Here is a 12,778-nt window from a genome sequence, read left to right as displayed (position 1 = left end):
AGAAGGCGAGCGAGAAATTCTTGAGAGAATGAGAGGAATAATAGACGGGGGTCAAGGGGATGCACCCCTTGGGATGCCTCCCCCTATGGGGGAGAGAGGGGGTCACCTTCATAGCCTCTTCAAGTGGTTTACAAAAAATAAAGCCTGACAGGATTTCTACAGAACAGTCATTTTTTACCAGGGATCGCTGCCGCACCGGAACTCTCAGCTGTCCCGGCTTCTTCCGCAGTACCTACCATATAGTAACGCTTGATGAATTCGCGGACTTTTTCGGACTCGATCCAGCCCATATCCAGCTGCGTGACGATCCGGTCGATCTCCCGGGCCTGCAGGATGATCTTGTCAGTGATATCACCGGGTGCCAGGCTTGACAGACCGACAATCACCGCGAGCGGGTTGCGGATATGATCGCCAAGGATAGCAAACTGCTCGATGTTCTTCTCCACCTGTTCGAGCGCTGTGCGTTTGGCGTCTTCCATCCGTTTCCTGTCGGTGATGTCAATGAACCAGAACATCACGCAGACCGGCTTTCCCGCCTCATCCCGTACCAGGTTGGCATAGAACTGGACATGAAACGGGCTCCCGTTGTATTTCAGCAGGGTGACTTCCCCAAACCAGGTTCCCTTGTCCTGCAACTGGTCCCGGATCTCCTCGAACACCTGGCGGGAAGCCATAAGGTGCCGGGTGTTTTTCCTGATGATCTCCGTTTCATTGGGGTATTCCATCATCCGGAGAAGTGAGTGATTAACATACGTGATGTTCAGGTCAAGGTCAAGGATCGCGATGGCGTTGATGGAGGAACTGATGGCATGGTCCTTGATCAGCAGTGCCTCTTCGGCAGATTTCCGGTCGGTAATATCGATGAGAGTGACAACAAACTGGTTGTCAGGCAGTATTCCCGCAGAGATGAGGACCCAGCGCGGGCCTCTCGTCTTGGAGTGGAATTTTGTCGCAAGGTTCTCAACGCTGCCATGGTTCCTGAGTGCCCGGAGAAAGAGGTCTTTTGATTCCGGCTCCATCCAGAGATCGGCAAAGGGGATTTGAGCAAGTTCGATGCGCTCATACCCGAGGATGGAGGCAAAACGCTTGTTTCCTTCCCGGATCGACAGCGTGGCGAGATCGATCAGCCCGATTCCCGATTCGGAATGGTTGAAAAGGCTCCGGTACTTTACTTCGTTCCTGCGCATGTGGGAAGAGAGGCTGGTCACAACAGCAGCAACTCCGATCAGGACAATACAGATGATGAATGCCGCTGTGAAATACTCAAGAGATCCCATGGAGAAGAACCAGACCATGCCAAGGTAGACTGCAGAGATCAGACCGGCAAAGAGCAGTCCCCGGTGAGGGTACCAATAGGCTGCGATCACAACCGGAATGTACAGGAGATGGGGGGCGACCGGGTTGTTACCGTAATGGAGGCTGAGGACGTTGATCAGTAATGCAAGGACCGTGATGGTGATGATAATAAAGAGCCAGAGGTTGACCAGGCTCTCCTCCCGGTCAAGAGACATATTCTCATTCGTCATCGGTGTTTTCTCTCCTGTAAATCAATAAAAAAATATTCCCGCCATGGACCAGCACGATTCTGATGTGAATTTCAAATCCCGTAACATCTGATAAATACGATAGCTATTCCGGTTCCCAACGTAAAAAGTGATTGGGTATCGGAATTTATAAATTACAGGGAATTGGTGACAGTTCCGGACCTGATAAAAAATAACCGGTGGGGAGGATAACGGATACAGTACTCCGGCACAATGCAGAGGCAGAAGGTTGCAAAAACCGGGATCCTACCCGAGCCCCCACTGGGCGAGCGTTGTCCGCGACGGGTCGACGTCATTCCACTGCCAGCCGAGCGCGTCGATGATCCGCGAGATTGGCTGCTTGATGGTCTTTTCCAGCATCAGCTCCCAGTCCACGACAAATTCAGGCGGAACCTGGTCGGCATACTCAAAACAGAGCACATCCGTCTTGGGATATTTTGATGTCACGGTCCTGATGTAGACCCTCTTTGGCTTGCTGCCCTTGCCGAACTCTGTGTGAAGGTTCTCATTGGCGTACTTCGCGCCCCGGACCTGTGCGTCATCGTTGCCATAATCGTCAAGGGACTTCCCGATCCCGCCGGGAATGCCGACTTCATCCAGCGAGTATTTACCCGACCGGTACTTTTTGATCACGCCGGAGAGATAACTCTTGATCCCCTCGTATCCCTCGCCTGAAAGGATCATCTCCATCACCTTCATCTGCACGATCTTCGTAATCTGCGGGGTATCGCTCCGCTTGATCTCGAAGCCCACGATGTCGGTCTCCTGCACGTCTTTTCCTTCTTTCCAGACAAGGGAACCCGCATACCGCTTCTTCTTGCCAGCCTGGAAGAACCGGGCATAGATCTTCTCGAACTTGATGGAGAAGAAATGCGTATCGGCATTGAGTTCATCCTTTGCAAAGGCGGAATAGCTCTCATTGAGGTGTTTTTCTATGGTGCGGGCCACTTCAATCGTTTTTTCCCGGTCAAACGGCGGGAGCTGCACCATACAGGAATCTGTATCGCCATAGATGACCTTGTATCCCTGCTGCTCGATCACGCGCCGCGTATGTTCGATGATTGCCCGGCCGACCGACGTGACCGCAGACCCGATCTCCCGGTCGAAGAGGCGGAACCGGGTGTAGCCCGAAACACCGTAGTAGGTGTTCATGATCACCTTGAGCACGTTCTGCTGCATATCATAGACAATGTACTGGGGAGACCCGAAGGAAAAGGTGTTGCGCAGGCGTTTTTTCTCGTCCCGCTCTTTCAGGAGATCGGCAATGATGCTCCGGGTCAGCCCGTCAGGCTGCTTCCGGAACCGGATCCCGTTGGGAGCCCGGAGCTCCCCGTCCTTGTCTTTGGTTTCCGGGGAGGCATTGATCGTCATCATGGCCATGGGGTAGAGCGACTTGAGGTCGAGCACGACCACGTTCTCCCTCACTCCTTTGCTTGGTTCAAAGACCGTAGCGCCCTCGAACTCTTCGGCATTTGCAAACCCTTTGGAGGGCAGGACATACCGGCCGTAGGCTTTCCTGAGAACGTATACATCGATGACACTCGAGGAGTTCAGGGTCTTGTCCAGCGGGCAGCCGACATAGCGGGCAATCTCCCGGTAGAACTCGATGATATTATCCTTTTTGTTTATCGCTACGCAGAGCTCCACGTCCTTGAAGTTGTATTCCACAAGAAGTGCCGGCTCTTTCTTCCAGAGATCCGAGAGGGTCCCGGTATACCTGACCTTCTGTTCCTTGAGCTCGTCCATGGCTACTGCATCGAGCCGGTACGACTCCTTGAGATTGGAGTGCATCTTCTTGTACGCAGTCAGGAGATCGAAGAGTGCCCTCCCCCTCAGCGCGTTGCGCTCAGTCTGTCCCGGGATGCGGGCAAGGGAATCCGGCCGCAGTCCCAGTTTCTCCATCCTTCCCCGGATATATGGCATGTCGAACTCGACAAAGTTCCAGCCGGAGAGGACATCCGGATCCCGTTCGAGGATATAAGCGGCAAACGCCCGGAGCATGGCGGTCTCCTCCGCGTACGTGCAGATGGTGTGCGTCCCTTTTCGGAAACATCCGTTGGCAAGCCCGCCTTCCCGTTCTTTTGCGGTGATATCCGGGGATGGGCCGGCCCCGAACAGGAGGAACGTGGTATAGTCATTGTCAAACGAATCGAAGCAGGTGATGCAGATGATCTTGTCCCGCTGGGGGTCCGGAAAACCGCGTTCATCTTCGCATTCGATATCCACCATGCAGACGCGTGCGGGAGCATCGACCTCGGCAGGCCGGATATCGTGATAGTCAACCGAGGCGGAGGAGACCGATACGCCCCCGGTCAGGCCGGTATCGATCATGAACCTGGTGGCAAACGGGATATCGGCTTCGAAGTGCCGGTAGCGGTCGCGCACATCCCTGACATCGGACGGGCGCTGGGTATAGAGACGGCGGAGCGGTTCGTCCCTGATCGAGCGGTAGAACGTCCCCGTCTCGAGCGTGGCCTGCGAAGGAAGCGGGACGGTCTCGGCCTGATCGGCCGGTACATAAAAATACGGCATGAAACCGGTGACCTCAACCCGGATTGCCCTTCCTTTTGCATCCCTCCCGAAGATATGGATCAGGGGACCGCCCGGTGCATTGCTGTATTCCACCTGGTTGATGGCAAGGACCAGCCCGTCAGAAGCTTCGGGCGGGCATGGGGCGCTGGTGCACGCGTCCGGAGACTGTGCCTGCGAAGCCATCAGGAGACCACCTGTCCACAGAGATTCCGTGCAAACGTACCGGCCTCGTTCATCTTCCCGGATTCCCATGCATCCAACTCCCATTCCTCGATCGCCAGGATACCGTCGCGGCCGACCCGGACCGGGACGCCAAGGGAACAGCCGCTCACGCCATATTCGCCTTCCAGCACCGCTGAGCATGCCGCCAGTTCCCGGGTATCTGACACGATCATCCGGATGAGGCGGGCAATGTGGAATGCCGGGCCGAAGACGGTGCCTCCCTTGCCCCGTATCACTTCCATGCTGATGCCTAGGAGCCCTGAGAGGATCTCTTCCCGGACCGGAACTTCAACCCGCTGGTCAAGCCGGGAAAAGGCCGGCACCTGGTGCTCTCCGTGTTCGCCAAGGACAAATGGCAGACCATCGATCTTCCTCTCGCGGAGCGCGATACCGAACCGGGCGCTGTCGAGCTGGCCGCCAAAGCCGATGCAGTGCTCCCGGGGCATGCCGGTCTTCTTCCAGAGATAATAATTATTGATGTCCATCGGGTTGGTAACCGTTATGAGGATGCCGGAAAACCCCTTCAGCATTCCTGCAAATTCCCGTGTCGCCGGTATGTTGGCAGCAAGCAGATCAGCACGGGTCTTTACCGAAGGGGTCCTCGGCAGCCCCGCGGAAAAGACACAGACGTCTGCAGTCTGTATCCCCTGTATCTCAGTGCCGATCGCGACATCAATACCGGTGTGCCTGATATCGAGCACCTGCGCCTGCAGCATGTCGGGTGCGCTGTCATAGAGGACCAGTTCGTCTGCGATGCCCTGGGACGCCGCAAGATACGCAACCTCGCCCCCGATACGTCCGACTCCCACTACTGCAAGGCGCGCCATCTGGTACCAATATGGGTATGCTAATAATAAATAACGACCATTTCCTGATGAATGGTATCGATCAGGCCGGGCCCGGTCACGGTCGGAGGGGTTGAGCTCAGTAATCACCTTCTCCTGGCTGCCGGGGTGCTTGGCACAACCGGGTCATCGCTCTCGCGGATGCTCCTTTCGGGAGCCGGGGGTGTCGTGACAAAGTCGATTGGCCCCCGACCGAAGGACGGGCATGCCGGACCGTGTCTTGTTGTACTGGAAGACGGACTCCTCAATGCAATGGGCCTTCCCAACCCGTCCAAAGAGTTTGTCGATGAGATCGCCCCGCTTGCAAGAAAGCCGGTCATTGCAAGCATTTTTGGCGGGAGCCCGGAGGAATTTGCAGAAATAGCCGGGTGGTTCTCCGGGAAAGTAGCCGGCTTTGAGCTGAACCTCTCGTGTCCCCATGCCGAAGGATACGGGGCAGCGGTCGGTACTGACCCCGGACTCGTGAAAGCCTGCACGCAGGCGGTGAGCAGGACCGGCGTCCCGACGTGGGTAAAACTCACCCCGAACGTGACGGATATCACCGCGATCGGAAAAGCAGCCGAGGCCGGCGGGGCCAGTGCAATCGTGGCGATCAATACCGTAAAAGCCATGCGGATTTCGACGGGTATGCGCCGTCCTGTGCTGGGCAACAGGTTCGGAGGGCTTTCCGGGAGGGCGCTCTTTCCCATAGCAGTCAGGTGCGTGTACGAGCTGTATGACGCGGTGAAAATTCCTGTTATCGGTTGCGGCGGGATCTCGACCTCAGACAATGTCATCGAGATGATGATGGCGGGAGCATGTGCCGTGGAGATCGGGAGCGCAGTGATCGATGACGTGAAGGTGTTTGAGACGATTGCCAGCGACCTCTATGCAAAGAACGGGGTCAGCCCCGAGGAGATTGTGGGGTGCGCCCATGGATGAAGGAGTACCAGAGACCGTCGCAATTGTCCGGGTGAAAAAAGAGACCCCGCAGGTACGCACGTTCTTCCTTGACAGGACGTTCACGTTCTCCCCGGGACAGTTCGTCATGGTCTGGGTCCCCGGTGTCGACGAAATTCCCATGGCCCTGTCGTCACCAAACAGCATCACCGTACAGAGGGTCGGCGATGCCACAGCCGCCCTTTTCGGGCTCAAACCCAGGAACACGATCGGCATCCGCGGCCCGTTTGGGAACGGGTTTTCAAGAGGTGAGAGAGTTCTTGCAATTGCCGGGGGCGTTGGGGCCGTCCCGCTCCTCCCCCTCGCGAGAGCAGATTGCATCATGACGCTCCTGCTCGGGGCGCGGACCGAGTCCGAACTTCTCTTCCTCGACCAGCTGGATGAGTGCACGGACGTCCTGATCGCAACCGATGACGGCTCTCAGGGTCACCATGGTTTTGTGACAGACTTGATGGACGAGCTCAACCTCGGGGCGTACGACCGGATCGCGGTCTGCGGTCCCGAGATCATGATGAGGGCAGTTCTGGCAAAAGTTGCGGAAAAAGGGATTGCCCATAAAACAGAATTCTCTCTCCACCGGTACATGAAATGCGGCGTGGGGGTCTGCGGGTCCTGCTGCATCGATCCTTCGGGGCTCCGGACCTGCAAAGACGGCCCGGTATTTCCCGGTGACCTCCTCCAGAAGGGCGAATTCGGGCATTACCTGCGGGACGCAAGCGGCCGTAAAAAGAGCATTTGAGCACCGGCCCGGGCAAGACCTCCGGTTCCGGGGAAATTTTTCCACGTGGACGGGATCATCCGTCATCTCCATCCTTTGCGAGACGGTATACTTCTTTTGGGACGTGGATCACGAAACGGGCACCTTTTTCCGGTTCCCCGCTCTCCCGTATGGTCATGCCCGTGATGCTGAGGATCTCCTGCGCGAGGAAGAGCCCATACCCGCTGTTCCGGTAATATTCGCGTCTGAAGATCTTCTCTTTTGCGCCCGCCGGGATGCCGATGCCGTTATCCTCGTACACAATCTCTGCACCGGAGCCCGTCTCCTGGAACAGGAACCTGCAGACCGTGACGTTCCCTCCATGGCGGAGGGAATTATCAACAAGGTTAACGAATACCTTGGCGAAAAGGTAGTCCGAATAAATCTCTGCAATTCCGAGGTCTTTTTCCACCCTCACACGGCCAGGGTCAATGTTCTGGATGGCACGCCAGACCACCTCATGCAGGCTCTGCCAGCGGGGCGGACGTGCTCCGATAGTCTGGTAATCGCGGGTAAACCGTATCTGTTTCTGGATCAGCTGGATGATATACCCGGTCTTCCTGAGGTATTCGATCGCGCCGGGATCCGTGATCGTGTCTTCGGCAAGAGACAGGTACATCACGATTGCCGTGATCTGGTTGAGGATATCGTGACGGGTGATGGCGGAGAGGGTACTGAGCTTGCGGTTGGCGAGCTGGATTGCATTTTCGAAACGTTTGCGCTCCTGGATCTCGGCTTTGAGGATACTGTTGGCTTTCAGGAGCTCTTCGGTCCGTTCTGTAACCCGCTGTTCCAGGTCGTACCGTGCTTTCTGGATAACCTTCTCGGCAAGACGCCGGTCGGTAATATCGATAGCGGAACATATCACCGCGCTGCCTTCGCCGAGCGAGGCAGAGACAAGGAACTGGCGGACTTCCCCGTCACGGGTCTGGAAGAGGAGTTCGACATCCCCGGACAGCATATTTTCCCGGATCTTCTCAATAAAAGAATCGCGCCCGGCCGATCCGGGCAGGATCCGGGAGATGTCCCTGCCGGTCAGTTCATCCGTCTCGTATTTCAGCATCCGTGCACACTTGGCATTGATCTCCCCGATACGGAGGGTGACAAGATCGAACGTGAAAATTCCTGCCTGCGAGTTCTCAAAGATACGCCGGTATTTCTTCTCCTCGGCCCTGAGTTCCTCGGCAAACGACGACGTAACGACGCCGATGGTAACAAAGATCACGAACCATGCCGTGGATACCGCCAGCAGGGATGGGTCAAAATTACTGAACGAATAGACCAGCAGGAGATAGACCGTGCTTATGAAAAGTGAGAAAAGGACACCCCTCTGGGGATAGAAATAGACGAAAATGATGAGGGGCATAAAATAGAGAAAAGGGAAAATGTCATAGATGCCGTGAGTAAGACAGTACACGGTAGAACCGATTGCAACCAGGGTAGTCAAGAGGATGCCAAGGACTGCCATTGACTGGTAAAGCCTTTTTTTCAGCGCAGGATGAGCTATCATTCGTCATCCTCGTCACGCAGGGGGAGCCCTTCTTCGGAAAGGATCATGCGTTCGAACATCCGGTGCTCGAGGATCTCCGCATGGAGCTCTTCATTTATCCGTTCAAGGTGTGCTGTGCGGGCCCTGACCTGCTCTTCGAGGTCCTCAAGGGTCTTCCGGATCTCTTCTTCTGCTATCTTGCTGCCGGTGAGATCGATGACAGAACAGAGCACCCTCCCCCCCGAAACGAGAACGGTTGAGACCACCAGCCTGAGCAGCGTGCCGTCTTTTGCCCGGAAAACACCTTCGGTCTCAGATCCCAGCTCGCCGGAGTTCACTCCGGCAATGAACCGTTCGCGTTCAGAACCGTCGGCCCAGACAATGGCAAGGGGCCTTCCAACCAGATCCGGCCGTTCGTACCTCAACCACCCGGCACATTTCAGGTTGATGTCGAGGATTGCCTGGGTGCGGACGTCGAAACAGAAGATCCCGTCCTGCGAATTGTCAAGAATCTTCCGGATCCGTTCCCGTTCCTCATAGAGCTGGTTTGCATACGAAGAGAATACGACCCCGATGGTAATGAAGATTGCAAACCATGCCGTGGCAATCGCGATCAGGGACGGGTTGGTAAAACCCAGTACATAGATGAGACTGATGTAGGTCAGGCTGATGCCAAGGGTGATAATGACAGCACGTTTGGGGTAAAAATAGACCGCAAGGATGATGGGGAGAAGGTAGAGAAATGGGAACACCGCAAAAATTCCGTGTGTCAGGGAAAAGATCGTGGAAGCAACAGCCCCGGAATACGCAGAAACGATGATGAAAAGGCGGATTACCTCTTCACCGCTGCTGGGCATATGCGTCATTCCATCTTCCCTGCACTCATCCAGCTGTGTCCCGAATGTACTTTAGTACTAGTCGATGATCTTATTGCATATAAGTATGTGGAGTCCTGATTACCTTCCGATTTTGCCGGCCACGCGATCGCGGACTGTTTCAGGGTCCATTGAGGGTTCATTTTTTTCCGGGATCCCGGAATTAATCCGCTCCAGATCCTCGACCTTGTTGATATTGATGAAGGTTCTGAGTTCCGGATCAAACCGTTTGAGCTCCTCCACGGGAACGTACTTCGTATTCATGCTGCGGATCAGGGGACGGAGCGAGAGTGAATCGTGGCTTTCGAGATATCCCGTGAGAACGGACCTCCGGTACACGGCATGGAGGGGCTCAATCATATCATAGTTCCAGCAGGGGATGGCCGCATCGTGCTCCCCAAGTGTTTCGAAGAGGTACGTGACCACCGAGGTCTGGATGCAGGGCATATCGCAGGCTGATACGAAAACCACCTCCCCGTGTGCTGCAAGCGCCCCGGCGTGCAGGCCGCCGATCGGACCGATCCCGGTCCGGATGTCGGTGATGCAGCGCACCCCGTCAAGATGGCGGAACCGCGTGCACTGCTCGGGGTCGCGGGCAACGAGTATGATCTCCTCGACAACCTCCCTGAGCGAATCGATCAGCCTCTCGATAAATGTCCTGCCCTGGTACACGAAGAAATACTTCTCCTTCCCGTTTGCGCGCCGGGCTTCACCCCCGACAAGGATGACTGCGGATCTCATCGTTCACCGGGTGATTCGGGCGATTCGCGAAAGTATGTCAGCCTGACAATACAGGTATTGACGGGTGCCGACACGCCGTGTTCCCTCCCTTTCCTGACCACGGCTCCGTTCAGGAAACCGATCCCGGTCACCCTGCCCCGGGAAAGTTCCTGCAGTATGGGCGAGTGGCGGGGCGCAGTGGACGGGATCCGGACATCCCGAAAGCAGGTCAGGTAATCTACGATTTTGTTCCTGCAGACCCGGGAGAGTTTTTCCCCTGCCGATAGGCCGGGAGCACCGGCACGATGCCTGAGAACGTTCACGGTATGCGTCTCTCCTGTCAGGAAAACCAGATCCTGTTTCGTGGTTAAAAGACCCCTGGTTATTAGTTGGTGGTTTTTCCCAATAGAATTTTACGCAGCCTTTTGTTCTCCATCGCAAGCAGGGCCTCCTTGATCTCAATTGATGGAGAGAAACCGCCTATCCCATGAGCCGCAACGATCCGATGGCATGGGATGATCAGCGGCGTGGGGTTGCGGGCCATGGCCTGCCCGACCACCCGCGGCCCGGTACCGGCGACCCGTGCTATTTCCCCATAGGTCGCAGTCCTCCCATAGGGTACCTGCCGCACGGCCTGGTAGATACGCCCGTAGGTACTGTCATCACAGACGGCCACACTTGCAAGGGATGTAAGGTCAACCGGCGACGCGGCACAGTATTTCCTGACTGGTTCCGGCACGGTTCCCGGGATCCCTGCCTCAGCGAAACGGACCCGGTGGACTGTATCCCCGCTCCACCGCACCTGCACAAACCATAACCCGAACCGGCATGAGCCTTCTAGGATCTCCATTGAGCCAGCACATCCCTGAACTTTGCTGCATCGCACTCGATCATCTCTTCCCGTATCCATAAAGGAAGGGCCTCCTTAACCCTTTTTTCAAGGAATCGTTTCTCTCCGAGCACCAGCACCCCGCGGTCTTCCGGAGTCCGTAGCACGCGTCCGAGCGCCTGAAGGGAACGGTTTATTGCCGGTAGGGTATAGCAGAGAAACTCCCCCTCCGCACCAAACTTGTGCCGGAAGTACTCGATTGTCATCTTCCGGACCCGGTTGAACGGGGCAAGAGGAAGACCTATCACCATCGCACCGTTCAGCATCTCGCCCCGGTAATCGAGCCCTTCACTCCATTTCCCACCGCAGACCGCGAACAGGACCCCGGATTCCCCGCGTGATGGCAGGGAGAGAAACTCGCTGAGTGCAGTACCTGCGCTGGCAGCCTCGCGCGGTTCGATGTAGATCTTTCGCCCCCGTATATGGGGTACCGCCAGCCTTGCAAAGGACTCGAGGATCTGGTAGCTCGGGAAGTAGATTGCCCGGTTTCCCTTCAGCGCGGAGAATGCCCGGATATACCCGGTGATCTTTTCGGTATTCTCCCTGTTCTGCCGCATCGAAAACGCGGTTGTGATGTCAGTCGCACAGGCCACGAGACGGTTCTCCCTCGGAAACGCGTTGGGCAGGGAGAGCGTGGTCACCTTTGCATCGCCAAAATAATAACGGCGGAAACTCTCGACCGGCGAAAGCGTGCCGGAAATAAGGACCGCACAGGCATGCAGGCTGCAGACTTCAGTGAGCGAGGCCGACGGGTCAATGTTACGCACTTCCAGCGTGATCCCGCTCTCCTCTTTCCGGTAGACCGTGAGGTAGGCCGGGTCGGTAGCTGACTGGGAGAGACGCACAAGAAATTCGGTGAGCCGCTCGATCGCCGTCTCCCGGAACTCCCCGGCCTTCTGGTTCTTCTCCCTGACCGATTCGGCAAGGCCGATCAGGTCGCCGACTATCTCGTCCATCTCCTTATAGAGGGATTCCTTCACGATCATCCTGTCGAAGATGGCAGGGTCGAACCAGTCCTCGGCCTCGGCCGAGTTCGCAAGTCCCCGGATGAACTCGGTGAGCCGGGGCAGGACGTGCTGCACGGCCTCCGCTCCCTTATACCGTTTCCGCATGCCCGAGAGTTCACGGGAGGCCTGTTCGAGGTCACGTTCTTCGAGGGTCACGCTCCCGATACTGGTGATCACGTCCCCGCAGTTGTGCGCTTCGTCGATGAGGAGGAGGACGTCCTGCGGCTCCACCCCGAGGCTTGCGTAGAGCTGCTCGCGGATCTCCCGGTCGAAGAGGTGATGATAGTTGAGGATGACCACATCCGTGTTCTTAGCGGCGTGCATCATCAGCTCGTACGGGCAGATCTCGCCGCAGAACTCTGAGAGTTCCCGCGGGGGGACCGGGTGGGCAATCACCTTCTCCGCCTTCGACCGGAGAGCGGTGGAAGGCACCATCTTGACACCCACCGTTTCGGCCTGGACGAACATCTTGCTGTTGATGTAATACGGGCAGAGCAGAGGGTGCTCCTTGTCCATCCGCCGGATCTGCTGGATGACGAACGGGTCTTTCGAGGGGATGAGCGCCCCTCTCTCCGCCCGGTCCCGCATGAGCGAAGACGAGAACGCCTTGACACCCTCGCACCTGCGGTACACGTCCCCGCCACCGCCAAGGGGGCACATGCTTCCCTTGCCGACCAGGTACACGGTCCTGAGCTGCGGCTGTTTTTTCTTCACGAGCTCAAGTTCGCGGATGAAGGTGGTGAGCTGGCTCACGGTCCGGACCGCGATCACAATCTTACGTTTCTGCCGCCCGGCAAGGAGCGAGGCAACGACGCTCGACTTCCCGGAGCCGGTGGGGGCGTCGATCATCGCGATCCCGCCGGCCTGTGCAACCTGAGCCACCACTTCGAGCATGTGGCGCTGGCCCGGGCGGTACTCGCTGTACGGGAAGAAGGTGTCGAAGCTGTCCATTGCAGGAA

11 protein-coding genes are annotated in these 12,778 nt (G+C 56.8%); 2 read left to right on the top strand and 9 right to left on the bottom strand.

Annotated elements, in window-relative coordinates; all coding sequences use genetic code 11:
• Positions 1 to 167: 167 nt before the first annotated feature.
• The 3 genes from ABSB80_RS07640 to ABSB80_RS07630 form a co-directional block, all read right to left on the bottom strand.
• Entirely contained in the window at positions 168 to 1,526 is a 1,359-nt protein-coding gene (locus ABSB80_RS07640; RefSeq protein ID WP_428369751.1) for a PAS domain S-box protein, read from the bottom strand.
• Between the two features lie 264 nt (positions 1,527 to 1,790).
• Complete coding sequence (locus ABSB80_RS07635) at positions 1,791 to 4,259, bottom strand: DNA-directed DNA polymerase (RefSeq protein ID WP_428369750.1); 2,469 nt, start codon at positions 4,257 to 4,259, stop codon at positions 1,791 to 1,793.
• The gene (locus tag ABSB80_RS07630) at positions 4,259 to 5,125 is read right to left on the bottom strand and encodes a malate dehydrogenase (RefSeq protein WP_428369749.1); all 867 of its coding nucleotides are present in this window, start codon (positions 5,123 to 5,125) and stop codon (positions 4,259 to 4,261) included. Before ABSB80_RS07630 ends, ABSB80_RS07635 begins: the two co-directional genes overlap by 1 nt.
• A 51-nt stretch (positions 5,126 to 5,176) precedes the next feature.
• Between ABSB80_RS07630 and ABSB80_RS07625 the strand changes: the two genes are divergently transcribed.
• Together ABSB80_RS07625 and ABSB80_RS07620 are read left to right on the top strand one after the other, a co-directional pair.
• Positions 5,177 to 6,064 carry a dihydroorotate dehydrogenase gene (locus ABSB80_RS07625; protein WP_428369748.1) on the top strand — a complete coding sequence of 296 codons (888 nt, stop codon included), beginning with the start codon at positions 5,177 to 5,179 and terminating at the stop codon, positions 6,062 to 6,064.
• The gene (locus ABSB80_RS07620) at positions 6,057 to 6,821 is read left to right on the top strand and encodes a dihydroorotate dehydrogenase electron transfer subunit (RefSeq protein WP_428369747.1); all 765 of its coding nucleotides are present in this window, start codon (positions 6,057 to 6,059) and stop codon (positions 6,819 to 6,821) included. Before ABSB80_RS07625 ends, ABSB80_RS07620 begins: the two co-directional genes overlap by 8 nt.
• Before the next feature lie 55 nt (positions 6,822 to 6,876).
• Here the strand turns inward: ABSB80_RS07620 and ABSB80_RS07615 are convergent, their stop codons facing one another.
• The 6 genes from ABSB80_RS07615 to ABSB80_RS07590 form a co-directional block, all read right to left on the bottom strand.
• The gene (locus ABSB80_RS07615) at positions 6,877 to 8,349 is read right to left on the bottom strand and encodes an ATP-binding protein (RefSeq protein ID WP_428369746.1); all 1,473 of its coding nucleotides are present in this window, start codon (positions 8,347 to 8,349) and stop codon (positions 6,877 to 6,879) included.
• On the bottom strand, positions 8,346 to 9,194 hold the full coding sequence (locus ABSB80_RS07610; protein ID WP_428369745.1) for a PAS domain S-box protein: 849 nt from the start codon (positions 9,192 to 9,194) through the stop codon (positions 8,346 to 8,348). The genes ABSB80_RS07615 and ABSB80_RS07610 overlap by 4 nt, the downstream gene beginning before the upstream one ends.
• Positions 9,195 to 9,284: 90 nt before the next feature.
• Positions 9,285 to 9,944 (bottom strand): molybdenum cofactor guanylyltransferase, encoded by a 660-nt coding sequence (gene mobA / locus ABSB80_RS07605; RefSeq protein ID WP_428369744.1) that lies wholly within the window; start codon positions 9,942 to 9,944, stop codon positions 9,285 to 9,287.
• Positions 9,941 to 10,246 (bottom strand): ketopantoate reductase C-terminal domain-containing protein, encoded by a 306-nt coding sequence (locus tag ABSB80_RS07600; protein ID WP_428369743.1) that lies wholly within the window; start codon positions 10,244 to 10,246, stop codon positions 9,941 to 9,943. The genes mobA and ABSB80_RS07600 overlap by 4 nt, the downstream gene beginning before the upstream one ends.
• A 62-nt stretch (positions 10,247 to 10,308) precedes the next feature.
• Complete coding sequence (locus ABSB80_RS07595) at positions 10,309 to 10,773, bottom strand: methylated-DNA--[protein]-cysteine S-methyltransferase (protein WP_428369742.1); 465 nt, start codon at positions 10,771 to 10,773, stop codon at positions 10,309 to 10,311.
• Complete coding sequence (locus ABSB80_RS07590; protein ID WP_428369806.1) at positions 10,761 to 12,770, bottom strand: ATP-dependent DNA helicase; 2,010 nt, start codon at positions 12,768 to 12,770, stop codon at positions 10,761 to 10,763. The genes ABSB80_RS07595 and ABSB80_RS07590 overlap by 13 nt, the downstream gene beginning before the upstream one ends.
• Positions 12,771 to 12,778 lie beyond the last annotated feature (8 nt).

The organism is Methanoregula sp., from assembly GCF_050010295.1.
Classification (GTDB): domain Archaea; phylum Halobacteriota; class Methanomicrobia; order Methanomicrobiales; family Methanospirillaceae; genus Methanoregula.
The sequence above is the reverse complement of the archived record's forward strand: the minus strand, read 5'-3'. Positions and strand labels throughout refer to the sequence as shown.

Coding starts and splice junctions, on each gene's coding strand:
- ABSB80_RS07640 (WP_428369751.1), bottom strand. CDS start 1,526: ATGACGAATGAGAATATGTCTCTTGACCGGGAGGAGAGCCTGGTCAAC.
- ABSB80_RS07635 (WP_428369750.1), bottom strand. CDS start 4,259: ATGGCTTCGCAGGCACAGTCTCCGGACGCGTGCACCAGCGCCCCATGC.
- ABSB80_RS07630 (WP_428369749.1), bottom strand. CDS start 5,125: ATGGCGCGCCTTGCAGTAGTGGGAGTCGGACGTATCGGGGGCGAGGTT.
- ABSB80_RS07625 (WP_428369748.1), top strand. CDS start 5,177: ATGGTATCGATCAGGCCGGGCCCGGTCACGGTCGGAGGGGTTGAGCTC.
- ABSB80_RS07620 (WP_428369747.1), top strand. CDS start 6,057: ATGGATGAAGGAGTACCAGAGACCGTCGCAATTGTCCGGGTGAAAAAA.
- ABSB80_RS07615 (WP_428369746.1), bottom strand. CDS start 8,349: ATGATAGCTCATCCTGCGCTGAAAAAAAGGCTTTACCAGTCAATGGCA.
- ABSB80_RS07610 (WP_428369745.1), bottom strand. CDS start 9,194: ATGACGCATATGCCCAGCAGCGGTGAAGAGGTAATCCGCCTTTTCATC.
- mobA (WP_428369744.1), bottom strand. CDS start 9,944: ATGAGATCCGCAGTCATCCTTGTCGGGGGTGAAGCCCGGCGCGCAAAC.
- ABSB80_RS07595 (WP_428369742.1), bottom strand. CDS start 10,773: ATGGAGATCCTAGAAGGCTCATGCCGGTTCGGGTTATGGTTTGTGCAG.
- ABSB80_RS07590 (WP_428369806.1), bottom strand. CDS start 12,770: ATGGACAGCTTCGACACCTTCTTCCCGTACAGCGAGTACCGCCCGGGC.